This window comes from Anaerospora hongkongensis (assembly GCF_004339805.1).
GTDB lineage: Bacteria > Bacillota > Negativicutes > Sporomusales > DSM-15969 > Anaerospora > Anaerospora hongkongensis.
The window spans coordinates 57,931-77,836 of record NZ_SLUI01000015.1 but is presented as its reverse complement, the minus strand read 5'-3'; the positions used below and the strand labels follow the sequence as shown (position 1 = coordinate 77,836).

Genomic DNA, 19,906 nt, shown 5'->3' with positions numbered 1-19,906 from the left:
TTTATCATCTGGAGCAATAAAAAAACCGCGCACCCTGTTGGGTGAACGGTACTAATCCGCTGTTGGTTTCTTCAGCTACTGATATGTAAGTAACTATTGAACAGCATGATAGCGACTGCAGCTGCAATTACAACTGCGTAACGCAGGAGACTAACCGGTCTTTGGCTTACAAAAGTACCGCAAAAAAAATCCCAGTCAGCAGCTCCATTTTGCATGACTTTTCCTTTCGCTATATACATGGGAATAAGCGATAAAATGGGAATTCCAAACCACATTCCTTTGGCCCAAACCTGGAAAGTGCGGCTTAGTGATTGTAAAATCGAAGGATTGCTTCCACTAAAATCAGCAATTTGAATATTCGCGATCCACTTGCCAGGTGTACTGCCAAAAAGGGTTAAGCATATTGATTCACATGTAATTAGTGCGGTTACCATCACAACAATTCCCGCAAAGTCAAACCCCAAAACCGGTCCCGGAGAAAACCGGTAGAAGGGCTCAATAATGAAACCACTTAAGAAAGCAAAAAAAGAGATATCAATATATCGTGCCCAAAATCTAATCCAGGGCCGAGGCGTATCGGCTACACGATTACGCATTTCACTGATGTCACCCGTACTTGCAGCGCTGTAATTTTGCTCCGCTTCCTGTTCCACTGCATTGTGTGAAATCGCTGCCCCACAGTGCCTGCAAAACCGGGCATCGCCAGGAAGTTCCTTGCCGCAGTGATCACAATACCGCATACCTCACACTCCATTCTATTCACAAGTCTCTGCTAACAACCTATGCAGTTCATTCTATGATGTGTCTGTTGCCTGATACATTTTACTTTACTAGCATGATTAGTCCGCGTATAAAAAAAAGGCCGCCTATAAGGCCGCCTCCAAAAATCATTATAAAAAAACTACAGTAGTTTAACCAGGCATCTTAGACAGGTCACTGAACTTGGTAAATTGCTTATGGAAGAATAATTGTACCGAATCAACCGGACCATTACGATGCTTGGCGATAATGATTTCGGTAATATTTTTCTTGTCTGTGTCTGGATCATAATAATCCTCGCGGTACAAAAAGGCAACAAGGTCAGCATCCTGCTCCAGGGAGCCGGACTCGCGCAGGTCACTCAGCATTGGTTTTTTTACCTGCCGGGACTCAACGCTGCGGCTAAGCTGTGATAACGCAATAATCGGCACATTTAGTTCCCTTGCCAGTGCTTTTAAGGACCGGGAGATCTCCGAAATCTCCTGTTGCCGGTTTTCGCCGCCTTTGCCGCCGCTGCCCTGCATCAGCTGCAAATAGTCAATAATGATCAGCTTGAGATCATGTTCAATTTTTAAGCGCCGTGCCTTTGACCGCATTTCCACTACGGTAATACCGGCAGTATCATCAATGAAAATCGGCGCTTCATAAAGACGGGTACATGCATTAATCAGCTTAGGCCAGTCAGCATCCGACAAATCACCGATTCTAAGACGGGATGCATCAATAGCCGCTTCCGCACAAATCATACGCTGTACTAATTGTTCTTTGGACATCTCCAGGGAGAAGAAGGCAACCGATTGTTTCTCCCGTAAAGCAATATTGGAAGCAATATTCAAAGTAAAAGCGGTTTTCCCCATACTGGGACGGGCAGCAACTAAGATAAGGTCAGACGGCTGCAGACCGGAGGTCAGACGGTCTAAGTCCTTAAATCCCGTTGGTACACCAGTAATACCGCCTTTGGACTGGTATAGCATTTCAATTTTTTCCATTGCTTTGCTGACAACGTCTTTAATCGGCGAGAATGCCTGTCCGACTTTACGGCCGGCTACACCAAGCATCATTTTTTCCGCCTGGTCAAGAATCTGCTCTACCTCTTCATTGGCATCATACCCCATACCTGCTATGTGAGTGGCAGTGGTTATGAGTCCCCTGAGTAGTGCCTTTTCTTCCACAATCCGGGCATGATACATGACATTGGCTGCTGTCGGCATGGCATTGGCCAGGGACGTTACATAGGCGATTCCACCGGCAGCCTCTAATTTATCATCTTTGCGCAATTGTTCGGTAACGGTAATAATATCGACTGCTTCATTGCGGTTATGCAGACTCTGAATGGCTTCATATACCAAACGATGGGCCTCCCGATAAAAATCGCCGGCCTGAAGCATTTCCGCCACTTTGGATATAGCTTCCTTTTCAATCAGCATAGCGCCGAGGACGGATTGCTCAGCCTCTACGCTTTGAGGTGGTACACGATCTAGCACTACTATCTCTCCCAATCAAACAGGCAAAAGGTTCATCTGCTTTTGCAGCTGAACCTTTTAGCCAAGTTTTCATTCATAACGTTACTAATTTATTGTTGCGGCCAGCTGCTCTTACGCGCTGGCTTCCTGTTGCTCTTCACCGAACAAAATAGCCAATGCATCTTCTACCTTTTCTAACGGGCAGATTTCCAGTTCTAAGTGACCGGCGGGAATATCCTTATCATTCTCTTTGGGAATAATAATCGTTTTTATTCCTGCCTGTTTCGCTCCATAGGCTTTTTCAAAAACACCGCCTACGGCTTTCACTTTTCCCTGAATGGAAATTTCACCGGTTACGGCGACGTCCTGACGAACCGGTTTACCGGTTATTGCTGAAATAATCGCTGTCAGGATAGCCGTACCTGCCGATGGGCCATCAATCCGTCCACCGCCAATAATATTGACATGAATATCATAGTTAGCCAGGTCTTCACCGGTTATTTTTCTCACAACAGCAGCGGCATTGAATACCGAGTCTTTCGCCATTGATCCAGCGGTATCATTAAACCGCATCGAACCTTTGCCTTTATCGCCAGCCGGGAAAGCTACCGCTTCAATTTCAATCACTGATCCCAAATAGCCGGAAACCCCCAGGCCAAACACCCGGCCTACTTCCGGTTTTGCGGAAGCTTTATGACTCACAAACGGCGTCAGACGGCTTACCTGTACAACCCGGTAGACATCCTCGCAAGTAATAATAACCTTTTCCTCTTCCCCGACACGGTATAGGGCAATACCATAAGCATCTGCCAAAATATTAATCGCTTTCCGGCCCTCGATCGTGTAATCACTGATCAACCGGGGCACATCAGGCTCAACGCTGACTTCCAGCTTACGGGCCGCATTAAAGATAATCTCCTCAATATGCTTCGGCGTAAGCGGCTCAAAGTAGATCTCAGCACACCGGGAACGGACGGCCGGATTAATATCGGATGAATCACGCGTAGTGGCACCAATTAAAATAAAATCGGCTGGAGCACCTTCTTCAAATAGCTTTTTGATATATTTCGGTACATTAGGATCAGCTGGATCATAATAGGCCGAGTCAAAAGATACCCGCTTGTCTTCCAGAACCTTCAGCAGCTTGTTCTGCAGCATAGGGTCCATCTCACCGATTTCATCAATGAACAAAATTCCGCCATGGGCATCGGTTACCAGACCTGGTTTTGGCTCAGGTATACCGGTATCCGCCAAATCCTTGCGGGCCCCCTGATAAATTGGATCATGTACCGAGCCTAACAACGGATTGGTCATGTCCCGCGAATCCCAGCGCAGTGTTGTTCCGTCAGCCTCCACAAAGGGCGCTTCCGGCGCAAATGGCGTAAACTTCAGCTTTTTAGCTTCCTCAAGTACCAATCGGGCCGCTGTGGTTTTACCAATTCCCGGTGGTCCATAAAGAATCAAATGCTGGGGATAAGGCGAAGCCAGCTTCGCTCTCAGCGCTTCAACAGCCCTTTCCTGGCCGACAATCTCACTTAGGGTACCGGGCCTGAGCAGTTCCATTGCCGATTTGGTCAATTTCTTCTGTTCAAGCATTTCCAGCATGGCATACTTTTTCAGTGTCTGTGGATTTTCAACGTTATTGTCTTCCTTCAAGACTTGCATTTTTATTTCTTTAATGTATTCCTGATGGCGCTCTTCCATCTTTTCGGCAATTTTCTTTTCAATCTTGTCTTCTACTGTCCGGCGGGCCATGAGGTCTGCCAACTCATCTTCAATTTCATCCAGGAGATCAGGAATTTCCTGAGCAGTGGGCACCTTATCAACCGTCGGGTCTTCAAAAACAAGCTTTTGCAGTGCCAAAACCCGCTCAGCCACATCTTCAGAGCGCATAAGATCAAGAGCATCCAGCTTGCCTGCCTTCAGTACCACTTTTTCGGCACCAATCAGCCCTGCATAAAGTCCATAAAGGGCGGAGACCTGACGCTTTAATTCATCATCAGCCGCTCGCATTACCCGTGTCTCGCGTCGAACAAGTTTATTGAAGAAATCTTTCATGTTATTACCCTTTCTAATAAGGCCGATTAAATAGAAGGCGTGGCACAAAGCAATGATCGCTTCCGCTGTTTATCAGTTGCCTGCAACCTGGACTTCAATTTTGGTTGTGATTTCCGGATGGATGCGAATGACAACCGGATAACTGCCAACAGATTTAATTGCATCCTTAAGTTCAATTTTACGTTTATCTATCTCAATACCATATTGTTTTTCCAATGCTTCACTAATGTCCTTGGCGGTCACAGAACCAAAGACTTTGCCGCCTTCGCCGGTTTTAACAGCGATCTTTACCGCTACTTTAGCCAGCTGGCTGGCTAATACATGCGCTTCATCGTTAGCTCGCTGTTGTTTATGCGCTTCAGCTGCTTTCTGCTGGCTAATTGCGTTAACATTAGCGGCCGTAGCTTCAATTGCCAGTTTCTGGGGTAGCAGATAGTTGCGGCCGTAGCCCTCGGAAACTTCTAAAATATCACCTTTTTTACCTAATTTTTTTACCTCTTGCTGCAGAATTACTTTCATGCATATCACTCTCCTGTATATAGTTGTTAATCAGTTCTATAACTTGGTCTCTTGCTTCGGCAAAACTGATATTTTTTAATTGAGCACCAGCTACTGTCTGGTGGCCGCCGCCCCCCATTTGCTCCATAATCACCTGAACATTGATATCTCCCTGTGATCGGGCACTGACTCCCACGCCACTTTCCTCCAGAGGAAAGAGAACAAAGCTGACACGGGCTCCTTCAATTGTCAGCAGCATATCTGCCGCCTGAGCGGCCACGATCTGCGCGTTTTTCGCTTCTGCCGGACACAAGGCCAATACCACACCGCCAGGCAGCATTTCGGTATTGCTTAAAATTTCTGCCCTGGCCCGCAGCGTATCGAAGTCTACGCGGAACAAATGCCGTACCAGGGTGGGATCTGCACCGGCCCGCCGGAGATAGGAAGCTGCTTCAAATGTACGGACACCTGTTTGAACGGCGAAGTTTTTTGTATCTACTACAATACCGGCATATAAGGCTGAAGCCTCCAGCCGGGTAAGGTCAATATTATCATCATAGTACTGTATAAGCTCTGTAACTAACTCGCTGGTTGATGAAGCCGACGGCTCCAGATAGACCAGCAGGGGATTGGTAATAAAGACTTCTGAACGGCGGTGGTGGTCAATCACGACAGTCCGCTCCGTATGCTCCAACAGCTCCGGTGCCGCAGTCATTTCCGGCCGGTGCGTGTCTACGATAAAAAGCAGTGTCCGCTCATCGACAAGTGCGGCAGCCTGGGAAGGTGTAATAAAAACATGTTCATACCCTTCATAATCGGGCAGCAGTTCTTGTAATTTATTGACTGCCACTCCCGGTTGGCTTACTACCACATGAATGCGCCTGCCGTCATGACGCGCCATTTTAGCTACGCCTAAGGCCGCACCCAGACTGTCAAAGTCTTCGCCTCCGTGGCCCATTACCAGCACGAGCTCACTATCTTCCACCAGTTCACGGATAGCCTGTGAAACAATCCGGGCCTTAACGCGGGTATTTTTTTCCACTGCCTTTGCTTTTCCGCCATAAAACTGCATTTTACCGTCCACATGAACGGCAGCCTGGTCTCCACCACGGCCAAGCGCAAGATCCAACCCGGCTTGGGCCCGCTGGGTCAATGTGGCAATTGTCGGTTCATCGGCAGCAACTCCCAGACTTAGCGTAACCGGGATCTTATTGCCGCCGTGAATCGCCCGTATTTTATCAAGAATTTCAAAACGGCTATCCATGAGTTTGATTAATGCCTGTCTGCTGATAATGCCGACGTACGTGTCTTCACCAAATTGTCTGACAAAACCAGCCAGTCCCGCAAATAAATCCACCAGTTGACGGTTCACTTCCGCCAGAATGGCGGTACGCTGCGTATCGGTAAGACCTTTTAGTACGTCGTCATAATTGTCAATTTGAATGTAGGCAAATGCCGGCATGGCGCCCTGGCATTCGGCTTTAATCGTCTCAGTGCGGGTAATATCGTTGATGTACAGAATCAAAAAATCCTGACAGCCTGTTGCTTCCGCTTCAAGCGGCTTATGAATGATTTGATAGTGTTTTAAGCCGCTTCGCTCCGTAACAATACCGTATTTTCCCCAGATTTTTTCGGCTTCCAGTGAAGGCAGAACATCATATAGGGATCGCCCTGTATGAACATCGCCAAACCATTTGGCCAGCACGCTGTTTGACCAATAGAGCTGCCCCTGCTCATCAATGATGGCAATTGCTAAAGGGAGGTTTTGCAGAGCATATGTTGATGCCTGATCAATGGTATTCGCCATTGATTCAATATATTGGGACAATGCTTTTCGCCGTTCCCGGTGACGGTCCCGGCCATATAAATAAAGAGTATACAGCAAAACAATTCCTAATAACGCCACATAGTGGTTATAAAACGCGATAACCACTAATAAGGCTGCAACAACAGCAAGATAAATTCGCGTATCAAACCAGAAGGAAGGACCTTGCGGCATAGTGATACCCCCTAATCGGACATGTTCCGACTGCGCAATTGGCGGTAATTCATCGCCATATCAAAAACACCGGCAAATATAATGGCTTGCAGGATAATACCATTAGTAAATACTAAGAACAGTATAATACCCCGAATCAGCCTTGACAATTTGTATTTATCGGCAAGGTAGTAAAATAACGCCAATCCTTGTACGATTAGGAAAATCATGGATATCATCTGTACATTGACACCAACTGTGTACAGCCAGGTAATCTCGCGTGAATGCCCCCAATACATGCAAAGCACAGCCACAACAAATGCATAAAGAGCAATTTTCGGCATTTGCCAATCTTTAAATGGCGGGAAAGGCTCCACAAAATAGCCCAGCTTCTTAAGGACAATTTTTGCAACTGCAAAATTGAGGTAAGCTGTTACTACAGCGGCCAAAGCAAAACCTGCCGGTAAAATAATCTTCAGCAGCTCCATTACGGAACCCATCGTTGTCGTCATCTGCTGCAGATCTTCTTCTTTCATGCCCATTTGGCGATAAAAGTCAATTGCCTGCTCCAGCGCCTTGGTCATTGCCTCCTGCTGAATGTTGAACGGATTAGCTCCCATGACTACCATGCTGATGGCCACAACTGCCGCAGAAGATATGAGCGAGGCAGCCGACCCCCATAGCAAGGTTTTTGCCGGCGCAAATTTTTCCCTAAGCCCATGGCCAAGCACAATGCCGGTAAGGCCAAAACCAATGACAACCGACACGGCATGCAGAGGATGCAGCAGTATGGCAATTAAAATTCCTGCAACGATCGTAGCCAGCGTGCTCCATTTAACCCCATGACGCACTCCCAGCAATATGATTGGCACAGGCCAAACCAAATGAATAAACGCCCCGATAACGGGAAGATAGGCACTCATAAAAGCAAACATAATGGCAATAGAGGCTAAAATGCCCGCTTCTACCATTGGTTTTATCTGCGTTTGACGCTGCATGAATTCACCCTTTCCGGCGGAAGTGTCGTTGTAGCTCACTATAGTCGCCAAACCACTTTTCCGCTTCCTGTTCTTGTTTGATATGGTGGGTAACCTTTTGGGCAACTGCCTGATCGAGAGCGGTAAAATCGATGCCCATTCGTTTGCCTAGTACATAACAGGATACGACTACCGCCGCCAAAGCTTCACCAATTGCCTGCTCACTATTCCTGGCAATCGCCTGGTATACCTGACCCACATTGGTAACCAATTCCGCTTTCAGCCACTCTATTAAACGAAGCTTGCGCAATATATCGGACTCATGGGAGAACAACAGTCAACCCCTCCTTACATATCTATAGTATTCGCCAAGGGACAGGGTTCTTTCCTGCCTGCCGGATATAGAAAAACCAGGGTATTAAAGAACCCTGGTCTACTGCGTAACTTAGTTCAATCTACCCGCTAAAAGCTGATAAGCTGCAAAAATAAATGATGAGATTGCCACGTCACCGCACTAGTAAAGCCAATACCCGGTCTCGCTGAGCACCCCCGCAGGGGAGCCATGCACCACCAGCTTTGCAGCAAGCCGCGTTCTTCGTCTCCCTCTGCCGACAAGCTCAAGCCGTCGAGAAGGCTCCAGATGCTAGACGCGGCCGAGGAAGCGAGTGAAGACAGTACAGCGGCGGTACGGCAAGCTCGCTCCGCAGGCCGCAACAACGCAGATGGTGCCTTATCGGCGGCCGTCCTGCTAGACTTCCATGATGATGGGGAGTATCATCGGCCGCCTTCCCGTCTTTTCATACAAGAACTTACCAAGAGCTTCCCGCACCTGGGATTTAATTACCGACCACTCGGTGATGCTGCCTGCTTCGCACCGATCCAGCACCGCTTTTACCCTGTTTTGCGCTTCGCTCATTAAAGCTTCCGAATCTCTGACATAGACGAAGCCGCGTGATACCAAATCAGGGCCGGAAAGTACCGAGCAGCGTTGCTTGTCCAGTGTTAAAACAACAATTAAAACGCCCTCTTTTGATAACTGCTGACGGTCGCGAATAACAATATTGCCTACATCACCGACGCCCAGTCCGTCAACAAATACTTTACCTGCAGTTACGCGACCGGCTTTGCGTCCGCTGGTTTTTGTAAATTCAAACACCTGTCCATTATCACCAATCAAAACATTATCCTTGGCAACGCCCATGTTCTCCGCAATCTGGCCATGCTGACGCAGCATGCGGTATTCGCCGTGCACCGGAATAAAATACTTAGGACGAACCAGGTTCAAAATCAGTTTCAATTCTTCCTGGCTGGCATGACCGGAAACATGGATGCCTGCCGATCTTTCATATACAACATGAGCGCCCAGGCGCATGAGGCTGTCGATGGTTTTTCCCACAGACTTTTCATTGCCGGGAATCGGCGTTGCTGAAATAATAACAGTATCGCCGGGTATAATCGAGATACTGCGATGATTGCTTGTTGCCATACGGCTTAAACCAGCCATCGGTTCTCCCTGGCTGCCTGTTGTCAGGATCAGCATTTGATTGTCGCGATAGCGGTTAATTTCTTCAACATCAATGATCACGCCTTCAGGCACCTGCAAATAACCAAGCTCGATCGCAATCGACACAACATTAATCATGCTGCGGCCAAGCACAGCAACTTTGCGGTCATATTTGCAGGCCGCATTAACGGCTTGTTGAATACGGGACACATTTGAGGCAAAGGTTGCTAAAATAACCCGGCCGTTAGCCGCCCGGAAAGCGTTATCCAGCGCAACACCCACAGTGCGTTCCGACTCGGTATAACCCGGACGTTCGGCATTTGTGCTGTCCGACATCAGCGCCAGTACACCCCGGTCTCCCAGTTCAGCAAACTTATGAATATCCATTACCTTTCCATCAACCGGTGTTTGGTCAATTTTAAAATCGCCTGTGTGCACAACAGTGCCTACCGGTGTCTTAAAATATAGGCCACTGGCATCAGGAATAGAGTGGCTTACCCGGATAAAGCCGACTGTAAAAGCACCGGCTTTGATTTCGTCACCATGCTTGACTGGAATCAGCGAATACTCCGGAACGCGGTTTTCCTTCAAGCGTCCTTCTACCAGTCCTAAGGCTAAACGGGTACCATAAACCGGTACATTAATTTGCTTTAGCAAATAAGACAAAGCACCGATATGGTCTTCGTGACCATGAGTCAATACAACTGCCCGTACTTTGTCTTTATTCTCCTGTAAATAAGTGATATCCGGGATAACCAAATCAATTCCCAGCATATCATCTTCCGGGAATGCCAGACCGGCATCAAGAATGACAATATCCTCTCCATATTGAAATACTGTCATATTTTTTCCGACTTCTCCCAAACCACCTAAAGGAATAATTAATAACTTATCTTTTTCCAAAATAATATACCTCCATAACATCATCAATTCTAAACTATTTACTATAGATACAGCTAAAGAAAGGTCTCGCCCGAATAATCGAGACCCTCTAGCCAAAAAATAATCCCGTCCGCAATCCGATCCTCGAAAATCATTGATAAGCCGCTCAACTATAGTACTATTAGTATACCCTATACCAGTACTCTTAAACAAGCGCTCGTGCCTGTAAAATAAAAAGAAATGCCACCATTATGGTGACATTAATAGTTTCTCCCGCAATAGGATAGTTTTAGTCATGCAAAAAAGAACTAAAAAACGCCGGGATTATCCCGGCGTTTGTCTTAAGCTGCTTATTCTGCTGTGAACGGGAGCAATGCAATGTTGCGAGCCCGTTTGATAGCAAGCGTTAATTGACGTTGATGTTTTGCGCAGTTTCCAGAAATCCGGCGGGGCAGAATCTTGCCACGCTCAGTAGTGTAACGACGCAATTTAGGCACATCCTTGTAGTCAATTGCCACTATTTTATCAACGCAGAAACTACAAACCTTTTTCTTTGGTTTTCTGCCTCTTTCGCGTTTCACTTGTCTATACCTCCCTTCAGAATTTGAGGGATCCAAAATTTAGAACGGGATTTCCTCGTCGATTACGTCGCGCCCGAATTGGCCAAAATCAACTGGCTTACCAGCATTCGACGAACCAGAGCCGCTTCCCATTCCCTTATCCGATTCCATGCTTTGGGCGACAAAATTGGCGACTATCTCAGTTACCCGTCTCTTTTGTCCATCCGCAGTTTCATATGAACGAACCTGCAGACGACCTTCCACAAATACCCGGTGTCCTTTCGCCAGGTTATTGCCGCACATCTCAGCTAAGTTTCCCCATGCTACAATAGGAATAAAATCCGTTGATTCCCGTTGTTCTTGTCCAGGCGCTCCAAAACTGCGGGACACGGCTACGGTAAACGAAGCAACTGCTTTGCCGGTTTTGGTATATCGCACTTCAGGGTCTTGGGCTAGACGACCGATAAGTTTAACTGAGTTCATGCCACTTTCCCCCTGGTCTATTCGTCTTCTTTAATGATCATGTGTTTTAAGATCTCGTCGGTAATCTTCATAACGCGGTCGAGCTCGGCAATAACCTTAGGCTCAGCGCTGAAGAACATAAGATAGTAGTAGCCTTCTGCGTGTTCTTTCACTTCATAGGCTAAACGTCTCTTGCCCCAACGGTCAACTTTTTCCACTGTGGCGCCATTTGCTTGCAGAAGATTTTCGAACTTCGTAACTACGTTGTTAAGAGCCTCTTCTTCAGCGGGCTTCACAATAAACATGACTTCGTACTTTTTCACGAAATCACCTCCTCCTATGGACTATGGCCCCTTGCAAAAGGGGCAGGGAAGGTTTATAAATAAACTTTCCAGCCTGGCTGTCCCAGACTGATTAATTATACCCTACCCCCCAAGAAAATGCAAGAAAAGCTATAAGTTTTTTTATGCAACTAAACTCGCCATTTGCGGGCAAACTATTGTATAATATGGTATAGCATATTTTGGGAAAAGGAGTCTGACAATGGCGAGCATTAATGAAAACTATCTGAAACTACCAGGAAGCTATTTGTTTGCAGAAATAGCAAGAAGGGTCACTGCCTTTAAATCTGAAAATCCTTCTGCCAACATTATCCGTTTAGGTATTGGTGATGTAACCCAGCCGCTGGTGCCTTCAGTTATCAAGGGCCTGCATACTGCCATTGATGAAATGGCGCAGCCTGCAACATTTCGCGGGTATGGTCCGGAACAGGGCTATGACTTTCTGATCCAAACCATCATTGATCATGACTTTGCTCCCCGCGGCGTAACTCTTGATATTGATGAAGTCTTTGTGAGCGACGGCTCCAAGAGTGATGTCGGCAATATTCAGGAAATCTTCGGTCTTGATAACATCGTTGCGATTACCGACCCTGTATACCCGGTATACCTGGACAGCAATGTCATGGCCGGCCGTACAGGCACTTTAAATAATGGCCGCTTTGAAAAGATTGTTTACATGCCCTGCAATGCAGAAAACCAGTTCATCCCTGAACTGCCAAAAGAAAAAGTAGATATGATCTATCTTTGCGTTCCTAACAATCCGACCGGAACTACTCTTTCCAAAGCGGAATTAACCAAATGGGTTGAGTTTGCCAAAGCAAACGATGCGATTATTCTCTTTGATGCGGCATATGAATCCTATATACAGGAGCCGGATATTCCTCATAGCATTTACGAAATCGACGGTGCTAAAGAAGTAGCGATTGAATTCCGTTCTTTCTCCAAAACTGCAGGCTTCACCGGCACACGCTGCGCTTATACCGTTGTTCCCAAAACTGTTATGGGACGCACCGCTTCCGGCGAAACGCACTCGCTCAATAAATTATGGAACCGCCGCCAAACGACGAAGTTCAACGGCGTACCTTATATCATTCAGCGCGGTGCTCAAGCCGTCTATACTCCTGAAGGACAACAGCAAATTAAAGAGGTCATTAAATATTACATGGCCAACGCCAAAATCATCCGTGAAGGCCTGCAAAGCATTGGCCTCCAGGTGTTTGGCGGCGTAAACGCTCCTTATATCTGGTTAAAAACCCCTAACAATATGGACTCGTGGGACTTCTTCGATAAACTGCTCACTGAAGTAAACATTGTCGGCACTCCTGGAACAGGCTTCGGCCCCTCCGGCGCTGGCTACTTCCGCCTAACCGCCTTCGGCAGCCGCGAAAACACCGAGCAGGCCATCGAAAGAATCAAAACAAAATTAAGCCTGTAAACTGCAGGCACACAAAGAGGTCAGCCCCACAAGGGAGCTGACCTCTTTTTATTCTGAAAGTGTGTCACCGGAACCGTCCCCATGACACATTTCACCTTCTGTGCACCCCCGCAGGGGAGCCCTCCCACCACTAACGGCAATAAGCCCGTTCCCCGTTCTCCTACGTCCCCTGCCGCAAAGCTTAGGCCGTCGAGAAGTCTCCAGCTGCTAGGCGGGGGAAAAGAGGCGAGTGAAGACAGTACAGCGGCGGTACGGCAAGCTCGCCTCTTTTCCCCCAAATGCGAAGTTCTTAGTTCTTTAGTACCGTAGAACTTCGGCTTACCCCTTGCGGGTGCAACGCAGATGGTGGCTTATCGGCGGCCGCCCCAGACTAAACGTTGAAGCGGAAATACGTTACGTCTCCATCCTTCATCACATACTCTTTGCCTTCTAAGCGTACGAGACCTTTTTCACGGGCTGCATTATGGCTGCCGGAGTTCATAAGATCTTCGAAAGCGACAATCTCGGCGCGAATAAAGCCGCGCTCAATATCAGTATGTATTTTGCCGGCTGCCTGGGGAGCTTTTGTTCCCCGGGTAATTGTCCAGGCTCTTACTTCCTGCTCACCGGCTGTAAAAAAGTTGATCAATCCCAGCAGCGTATAGCCGGCTTTAATCAATTTATCCAGACCGGATTCACTTAAGCCCAGGTCTGCTAAAAATGCTTTCGCTTCATCATCTGCTAATTCGGCAATCTCCGATTCCAGCTTCGCAGAAACGGCGATAACCTCAGCCTTTTCTTTGGCGGCATATGCTTTAACAGCCTGTACATAAGGATTGCCCTCAAAATCTGCAACTTCCTCTTCACTTACATTGGCCACAAACAAAACAGGCTTCATCGTCAGCAGATTGAGATCCTTTACTAATGCTGCTTCGTCATCACTCAGACCAATGCGCCGGGCTGGATTCACTTCCTCCAGTGCCTCCCGGACCTGGGCCAGCACTGCTAATTCAGCCTGAATTTTTTTGTCGCCGCCCTTCAGCAGCTTTTGTCCCCGTTCAATGCGCTTGTCCACTGCTTCCAGATCAGCTAGGCATAATTCCGTATTTATAATCTCAATATCTCTAAGCGGATCAAGTCCACCCTCAACATGGGTAATATTTTCATCTTCAAAACACCGTACAACCTGAGCCACAGCATCAACCTGCCGGATATGGGACAGAAATTTATTTCCCAGCCCTTCTCCTTTTGAAGCGCCCTTCACCAAACCGGCAATATCGACAAACCGCATAGCAGCCGGAATAGTTCTGCTCTTTGGCTTATACATTTCCGTCAGTTTCCACAGCCGCTCATCAGGCACATCGACAACTCCAACATTGGGCTCAATTGTGCAGAAAGGATAATTTGCTGCCTCCGCGCCGGCCTTGGTTATGGCGTTAAATAAGGTGCTTTTGCCAACATTCGGCAGTCCAACTATACCTACTTCCAGATTTGTACTCAATTTATTTTCCACCTTTCAAGTATAATCGTATATAACAGTGCAATGACATTATACCTGTTTTCATTACATTTGGGTAGTTGCAGCCAAAACACAGTATTACAAATTTACAATATGGCTGAAACTGGTAAGAGGAATTTTCTGAATTTAGTCGAAGGCTTTACCTATACAACTAAAAAGGGGTTGATTTCGTGTTACCCGCTAGGACAAGCTTCCCAAAGCCACAAGGAGCTATCCGTCTAGTATCACCGATTTGGAAAGCCCCCAAACGCTACAAATTTTCGAAGATACTCGCCATTAAGCGTGGAAAATTTAGTTTTATAAGTGCTTCTTTTTTCAACTCTACTGTGGATCTTAAGCACCGTTCAAAAGACAATTCCGCTTACAGAAATCATATGGAAGCGCTTGGCCGCTTCGCCTCTGTTGTCTCCCATGAAATACGCAATCCACTGACAGTGGCCACTGGTTATCTGCAACTAATGAAAAAAGGAATGTCTCCAGCCAACACCGTTTATTATAATGAAGTAAATGAAAGTCTAAAACAAATCAATCAAGTGATTACCCGTCTGCTGGCGTTGGACCGAAAACGCGCCATCATCAAGCAGCCTGACTGCATTAATCGAATTATTACCGGTTTATGGGAACAGTTCTCCGCTCAAAGCTCCGAGCGGGGAATACTGTTGTATTTCATGCTTGATGATGCCATTCCCGTTACCAATGTGGCACCTGAAGAATTGTCGCAGGCGCTTGGCGACCTGCTGCAAAACGCAATGGACGCAACGGAACAGGGCGGTATATTAGGTATAACCACACATTATCAAAACCATTCCATCCTCATTCGAATATCTGATTCCGGTGCGGGTATCACCGATGGAGAAAGAGAACACATTTTTACGCCTTTTTATACGACGAAAAAAGCGGGAAACGGTCTAGGACTGCCCATCTGCCTGAACATTGTTGAGGGTCATGACGGTACGATGTATGTTCAATCCCGCAAAGACGTAGGAACTACGATTACCCTTGTGCTTCCATTGATGTAAAAAAGCATCTGCTGGCCGTTAGGCTTACAGCAGATGCTTTTTTATTCTTCATCCCGGGTGAGCCAGGCTTGCTTCAGCCTGTTGATCCCCAGCAAAACAAAGACCGCTCCGGCAATTACGCCGACAGTAACATTTATTATTTTACCAAAATCAGTACCAATAAGGATCAGCGCTATTCCTGTCAACAATGTCATTATCCCAACGATCATTTGCAGCTTCATGCCATGCCTCCTACAAAACAACAATCCCCTTCTGCTGTAAAGCCAGCCGGGCCTGGTTCATATCTTCGACACCAGCATCCCGAATTCCCTCTAAAGGATAGGCATGCCCCATTTGCTGCCATTTATACTGTCCTGCAGTATGATAAGGCAAAAGCTCAACCGGGGGGATAACCGTCAGTGTCTGCAGGAATAAAGCCAGCTCAGAAAGCTCCTCTTTACTGTCGTTCACGCCTGGTATAATAATATAGCGCACGGTAACTACCGTCTTACCGGCCAGCCAGCGCAAATTGTCCAGTATTGTCCGGTTAGAAGCACCTGTTAACTGCTGATGAACGGTATCATCAATGGCTTTCAGACCAAATAATACCGCATCCGTAAAGGCCAGAACCTTTGCCAGGCTTTCCTGCGGGGCATAGCCTGCCGTATCCAGCGTGGTATGAATACCCTCCAGACGGCAGCGGTGAAACAGCCTGGCAACAAAATCGGCCTGCAGCAGCGGTTCACCACCGCTGACGGTAATACCTCCGTTCGCCGCTTTATAGTAATTCCGGTACCGGTTGTAATGGGCTAGTACTTGATCATCGGTTATGGTTTCTCCCGTACATGGCCAGGTATCCCGGTTGTGGCAAAACTTGCAGGCCAGTGCACAACCGGTTAAAAAGAGAACATAACGGATACCCCGGCCGTCTACGGTGCCAAAGGTTTCAGTTGAATGGTAATATGCCTGCATGCGGGGTTAGGCCCCCTTTCTTTACATTGCTTGATAAAACGTGCGGCTGATAACTTCCCGCTGATGTTCAGGCGATAGCTTGATAAAGTTAACGGCATAGCCCGAGACGCGTATCGTCAATTGAGGGTATTTTTCGGGATGAGCCATCGCATCCTCTAAAACAGATTGATCCAGGACATTTACATTGACCTGGTGACCGCCCTGCAAGGAATGTCCGTCCAGTAAGGCAACCAGGTTGGCAGCCTGTCCATCTTGGCTTTTACCCAGTGTGCGGGGTACAATGGAAAACGTATACGAGATACCATCACGGCAGTCATTATAAGGCAGCTTGGTAATGGAGTTAAACGCAGCCAGAGCGCCTTTTTTATCCCGGCCATGCATGGGATTGGCACCAGGAGCAAATGCCTCTCCTTTTAACCGTCCATCCGGCGTTGCCCCCGTCTTTTTCCCGTACATGACATTCGACGTAATCGTTAGAACCGATAACGTGGTCTCTGCATCGCGATAAGTCTCATGCTGTTTGATATTGGCGGAAAACTCGGAACAAATTGCTGCTGCTAGCGTATCTACCTGGTCATCATCATTGCCAAAGCAAGGAAAATCACTTTGCACTGAAAAACCGGTGGCAATGCCGCGCTGGTCCCGTACTACTTTGACTTTTCCCGTTTGAATAGCACTTAACGAGTCGGCAGCAACGGATAATCCAGCAATTCCTAGGGCCATCAGCCTTCCCACCTCGGTATTGTGCAGTGCCATTTGGGCCCGTTCATAAGCATATTTATCATGCATAAAATGAATTAAATTTAGTGTGTTTACATACAATCCGGCCAGCCATTTCATGACTGTGCTATAATTTTGCCGCACCTCATCATAAGGGAGGAATTCGCCTGCCGGCAGCGGCATTACAGGTGCTACCTGCTCACCGGTTATTTCATCCCTGCCGCCGTTAATTGCATACAACAACGCTTTCGCCAAATTGGCCCGGGCGCCAAAAAATTGCATCTGCTCGCCGGTCTTCATAGCCGATACGCAGCAGGCAATGGAATAATCATCGCCATACAGTGGACGCATTACCTCATCATTTTCATATTGAATGGCACTGGTATCAATTGAAACCCGGGCGCAGAACTGCTTAAAGCCTTCCGGCAACTGCGGTGACCAGAGAATCGTCATGTTCGGTTCCGGTGCCGGGCCCAGGTTGTAGAGCGTGTTTAAGATTCGAAACGAGGTTCGTGTCACCAGCGTCCGTCCATCTGTCCCCATTCCGCCAATTGCTTCCGTAACCCATAAAGGATCTCCGGCAAACAGTTCGTTATAGTCCGGTGTACGCAGATGGCGTGCCAAACGCAGCTTAATCACCAGCTGATCGATCAGTTCCTGCGCTTCAGCTTCATTAATGACGCCAGCCGCTAAATCATGTTCAATATAGATATCCAGAAAAGTGGAAACCCTGCCTAATGACATGGCTGCTCCATTTTGTTCTTTTAAGCCTGCCAGGTACCCGAAATAGACCCACTGAACAGCTTCCCGTGCATTTTTAGCCGGTACCGTTATATCATAGCCATACTGCCGGGCCATGGCTGCCATATCCTGCAGCGCAGTAATTTGCTGCGCTACTTCCTCCCGTAAGCGGATAATCTCTTCTGTCACACCGCTTTCTCCCAGGTGCTTCAAATCATCGAGCTTAGCTGCAATCAACCGGTCAATTCCATATAAAGCAACACGACGATAATCGCCAATTATTCTGCCCCGGCCATATGCATCAGGCAATCCGGTAATGATCCCCACCCGCCGGGCCTGTTTCATTTCTTCCGTATACGCATGAAATACTGCGGCATTATGCGTGGTGCGGTGATGATGATAAATATTGCTGATGGACGGCTCGAGCTTAAAGCCATATGCCTCGCAAGCCTGCTCTGCCATCCGGATTCCACCGTTAACAATAACGCTGCGCTTAAGCGGAGCATCGGTCTGCAGTCCGACGATTACCTCCAGCTCGCTATCAATATAGCCTGCCTGATGAGCCGTAATCGTTGATACCCGCGATGTATCAATATCCAATACGCCTCCTGCCTGCCGCTCTGCTGCCAGCAGTTCGGAGCACTTTTTCCAGAGGTCACTGGTACGCGGGGTAGCTTGCACTAAAAAAGAAGCATCACCTGTATAGCTGTTGTAATTGCGTTGGATAAAATCCCGCACGTTTATTGATTCTGCCCACTCACCTGTGTGAAAAGTCATTTGTTCTACCTCCCGAATGTAAAAGTAACTGCAATTAAGGAGCTCTTATTTTTATATTACGCAGGCGGCAGCTATAAGTAAAATACATAATAATGATTTTGATTATCATTATTATGTATAAGTCTTTTTACAAATAAAAAACCGCCTGGGTAAAGTAATTAGCTTTGCCCAGGCGGTCGGCTTATACCGTGTACAGTCCACGTGGTTATTCCACTGATCCGCCAGTCCTGTACCGGTTGCATTCAATTGTTCTTTTCTTATTATAAAAGCATCTCCCCGAATAAGTCAAGACTGCTCTTGGGCCAAATATTGCATGCTATGTTTAACGCGAAATACCGGATCTTCGCCACCGGGAAACTCAAGCGCCAATAAGCCCTGATAGCCGCGGGCTGTTATTTTGCTGGCCAAACCGCGCACATCCACCAGTCCGGTGCCCAAATAGCTATGCCCACGGCTGCCATCGGGCTTGTCGATGATATCCTTTAAATGAACATACCCGATTTGCTCCTCCAGTGCGCTCAAAGCATCTTCCGGTACTTCCCCGGCATAAAGCCAGTTCCCCGTATCATAAGTAAGCTTTAACCAGGGCGAATTTACCGTCTTCAGGACATGCCGCACCAGTTGTATTTTGCTTTTATACTGATCGGGACCATTTTCAGCAGCAATCAGCATATTTTTGGCAGCAGCGGCAGCCATAACTTTTCTTACGGCATCTTGCCACCAGGAAGTGGTAATAAACGCTTCATCAAACACACCGGCGGCAATATTAATGCGCAGTACTTTTGCGCCCAGACCGCAGGCAACATCGATATGGCCGGTAATCACTTCCAGCGACGCTTCGGTCGCTTCCCGGGTAGCAGCCAGCAGTCCTTCATTACAGGCGTAAGTACAAACCATTCGCTCTGCCTCAAGCATCGAGCGAATAAGAGGAACCTCGGCCTCAAGATCCTGCCAGTACTGACGGAACTCCACCCCCTGGCAGCCCAGTTGCTTAGCCAGCGGGATAAGCTCCCCCTGCTTCATTCCCGTCTGCAGCAGGGACTCCCAGGTAATCGCGCTAATAATTAGCTTCATACTTCACCTCAAGTTAATATTCTTGACTGCTTCTTGGATTCGTGATTTTTTTCACATTTTATCGTACTAAGAATTCCTGAGCTTATTGACAATTCCACTCAGGCCAACATCTCTATAGATATATGAATATTTCGACAGAGGCGGTTTAATTCCTCTGCATTGCCAAAGAAAGGGACACCCCGGTAAAGACGAGGGTGTCCCTTGTGTCT

At 47.4% G+C, this 19,906-nt stretch carries 18 protein-coding genes and 1 riboswitch; of the genes, 2 read left to right on the top strand and 16 right to left on the bottom strand.

Features of this window, described 5'->3' with window-relative positions:
- Positions 1–71 precede the first annotated feature (71 nt).
- From EV210_RS18750 to rpsF, 11 genes are all read right to left on the bottom strand, one after another.
- Positions 72–740 (bottom strand): RDD family protein, encoded by a 669-nt coding sequence (locus tag EV210_RS18750; RefSeq protein ID WP_132082944.1) that lies wholly within the window; start codon positions 738–740, stop codon positions 72–74.
- A 171-nt stretch (positions 741–911) separates the two neighbouring features.
- Positions 912–2,243, bottom strand: a complete 1,332-nt coding sequence (dnaB, locus tag EV210_RS18745; RefSeq protein ID WP_132082897.1) for a replicative DNA helicase — start codon at positions 2,241–2,243, stop codon at positions 912–914.
- Between the two features lie 111 nt (positions 2,244–2,354).
- On the bottom strand, positions 2,355–4,280 hold the full coding sequence (gene lonC, locus EV210_RS18740; protein ID WP_132082896.1) for a Lon family ATP-dependent protease: 1,926 nt from the start codon (positions 4,278–4,280) through the stop codon (positions 2,355–2,357).
- 72 nt (positions 4,281–4,352) lie between these two features.
- A complete protein-coding gene (gene rplI, locus EV210_RS18735; protein WP_132082895.1) occupies positions 4,353–4,799 on the bottom strand; it encodes a 50S ribosomal protein L9 in 447 nt (148 codons plus the stop codon).
- Positions 4,759–6,777: a DHH family phosphoesterase gene (locus EV210_RS18730; protein WP_132082894.1), complete on the bottom strand. Its 2,019-nt coding sequence runs from the start codon at positions 6,775–6,777 to the stop codon at positions 4,759–4,761. The genes rplI and EV210_RS18730 overlap by 41 nt, the downstream gene beginning before the upstream one ends.
- 11 nt (positions 6,778–6,788) lie before the next feature.
- Positions 6,789–7,754, bottom strand: a complete 966-nt coding sequence (locus tag EV210_RS18725; RefSeq protein ID WP_243650634.1) for a YybS family protein — start codon at positions 7,752–7,754, stop codon at positions 6,789–6,791.
- A gap of 4 nt (positions 7,755–7,758) precedes the next feature.
- Entirely contained in the window at positions 7,759–8,067 is a 309-nt protein-coding gene (locus tag EV210_RS18720) for a MazG-like family protein (protein WP_132082893.1), read from the bottom strand.
- Between the two features lie 414 nt (positions 8,068–8,481).
- The gene (locus EV210_RS18715) at positions 8,482–10,161 is read right to left on the bottom strand and encodes a ribonuclease J (protein ID WP_207900780.1); all 1,680 of its coding nucleotides are present in this window, start codon (positions 10,159–10,161) and stop codon (positions 8,482–8,484) included.
- A 308-nt stretch (positions 10,162–10,469) separates the two neighbouring features.
- Positions 10,470–10,700 (bottom strand): 30S ribosomal protein S18, encoded by a 231-nt coding sequence (gene rpsR / locus EV210_RS18710; RefSeq protein WP_132082892.1) that lies wholly within the window; start codon positions 10,698–10,700, stop codon positions 10,470–10,472.
- A 39-nt stretch (positions 10,701–10,739) separates the two neighbouring features.
- The gene (locus EV210_RS18705; protein ID WP_132082891.1) at positions 10,740–11,162 is read right to left on the bottom strand and encodes a single-stranded DNA-binding protein; all 423 of its coding nucleotides are present in this window, start codon (positions 11,160–11,162) and stop codon (positions 10,740–10,742) included.
- Between the two features lie 17 nt (positions 11,163–11,179).
- Complete coding sequence (gene rpsF, locus EV210_RS18700; RefSeq protein WP_132082890.1) at positions 11,180–11,464, bottom strand: 30S ribosomal protein S6; 285 nt, start codon at positions 11,462–11,464, stop codon at positions 11,180–11,182.
- A gap of 220 nt (positions 11,465–11,684) precedes the next feature.
- On the opposite strand from rpsF, the gene EV210_RS18695 reads away from it, so the two are divergent.
- Positions 11,685–12,917, top strand: a complete 1,233-nt coding sequence (locus tag EV210_RS18695; RefSeq protein WP_132082889.1) for an LL-diaminopimelate aminotransferase — start codon at positions 11,685–11,687, stop codon at positions 12,915–12,917.
- Between the two features lie 370 nt (positions 12,918–13,287).
- On the opposite strand, the gene ychF is transcribed toward EV210_RS18695, so the two are convergent.
- Positions 13,288–14,397, bottom strand: a complete 1,110-nt coding sequence (ychF, locus tag EV210_RS18690) for a redox-regulated ATPase YchF (protein ID WP_132082888.1) — start codon at positions 14,395–14,397, stop codon at positions 13,288–13,290.
- Positions 14,398–14,789: 392 nt separating this feature from the next.
- On the opposite strand from ychF, the gene EV210_RS18685 reads away from it, so the two are divergent.
- A complete protein-coding gene (locus EV210_RS18685) occupies positions 14,790–15,434 on the top strand; it encodes a sensor histidine kinase (RefSeq protein WP_132082887.1) in 645 nt (214 codons plus the stop codon).
- Between the two features lie 41 nt (positions 15,435–15,475).
- On the opposite strand, the gene EV210_RS18680 is transcribed toward EV210_RS18685, so the two are convergent.
- The 4 genes from EV210_RS18680 to EV210_RS18665 all read right to left on the bottom strand — a co-directional run bounded on the left by EV210_RS18680 (position 15,476) and on the right by EV210_RS18665 (position 19,697).
- A complete protein-coding gene (locus EV210_RS18680; protein ID WP_132082886.1) occupies positions 15,476–15,655 on the bottom strand; it encodes a hypothetical protein in 180 nt (59 codons plus the stop codon).
- Positions 15,656–15,665: 10 nt separating this feature from the next.
- Positions 15,666–16,385 (bottom strand): pyruvate formate-lyase-activating protein, encoded by a 720-nt coding sequence (gene pflA / locus EV210_RS18675; RefSeq protein WP_132082885.1) that lies wholly within the window; start codon positions 16,383–16,385, stop codon positions 15,666–15,668.
- 21 nt (positions 16,386–16,406) lie between these two features.
- Entirely contained in the window at positions 16,407–18,623 is a 2,217-nt protein-coding gene (gene pflB, locus EV210_RS18670) for a formate C-acetyltransferase (protein ID WP_132082884.1), read from the bottom strand.
- A gap of 159 nt (positions 18,624–18,782) precedes the next feature.
- A riboswitch (ZMP/ZTP riboswitch) is annotated at positions 18,783–18,862 on the bottom strand.
- A 46-nt stretch (positions 18,863–18,908) separates the two neighbouring features.
- Positions 18,909–19,697: a sugar phosphate isomerase/epimerase family protein gene (locus tag EV210_RS18665; RefSeq protein ID WP_132082883.1), complete on the bottom strand. Its 789-nt coding sequence runs from the start codon at positions 19,695–19,697 to the stop codon at positions 18,909–18,911.
- Between the last annotated feature and the right edge of the window lie 209 nt (positions 19,698–19,906).

Excerpts from the sequence above, each read along its gene's own strand:
- EV210_RS18750 (WP_132082944.1), bottom strand. The coding sequence starts at position 740 with ATGCGGTATTGTGATCACTGCGGCAAGGAACTTCCTGGCGATGCCCGG.
- lonC (WP_132082896.1), bottom strand. The coding sequence starts at position 4,280 with ATGAAAGATTTCTTCAATAAACTTGTTCGACGCGAGACACGGGTAATG.
- rplI (WP_132082895.1), bottom strand. The coding sequence starts at position 4,799 with ATGAAAGTAATTCTGCAGCAAGAGGTAAAAAAATTAGGTAAAAAAGGT.
- EV210_RS18730 (WP_132082894.1), bottom strand. The coding sequence starts at position 6,777 with ATGCCGCAAGGTCCTTCCTTCTGGTTTGATACGCGAATTTATCTTGCT.
- EV210_RS18725 (WP_243650634.1), bottom strand. The coding sequence starts at position 7,754 with ATGCAGCGTCAAACGCAGATAAAACCAATGGTAGAAGCGGGCATTTTA.
- EV210_RS18715 (WP_207900780.1), bottom strand. The coding sequence starts at position 10,161 with ATGTTATGGAGGTATATTATTTTGGAAAAAGATAAGTTATTAATTATT.
- EV210_RS18705 (WP_132082891.1), bottom strand. The coding sequence starts at position 11,162 with ATGAACTCAGTTAAACTTATCGGTCGTCTAGCCCAAGACCCTGAAGTG.
- EV210_RS18695 (WP_132082889.1), top strand. The coding sequence starts at position 11,685 with ATGGCGAGCATTAATGAAAACTATCTGAAACTACCAGGAAGCTATTTG.
- EV210_RS18685 (WP_132082887.1), top strand. The coding sequence starts at position 14,790 with ATGGAAGCGCTTGGCCGCTTCGCCTCTGTTGTCTCCCATGAAATACGC.
- EV210_RS18680 (WP_132082886.1), bottom strand. The coding sequence starts at position 15,655 with ATGAAGCTGCAAATGATCGTTGGGATAATGACATTGTTGACAGGAATA.
- pflA (WP_132082885.1), bottom strand. The coding sequence starts at position 16,385 with ATGCAGGCATATTACCATTCAACTGAAACCTTTGGCACCGTAGACGGC.
- pflB (WP_132082884.1), bottom strand. The coding sequence starts at position 18,623 with ATGACTTTTCACACAGGTGAGTGGGCAGAATCAATAAACGTGCGGGAT.
- EV210_RS18665 (WP_132082883.1), bottom strand. The coding sequence starts at position 19,697 with ATGAAGCTAATTATTAGCGCGATTACCTGGGAGTCCCTGCTGCAGACG.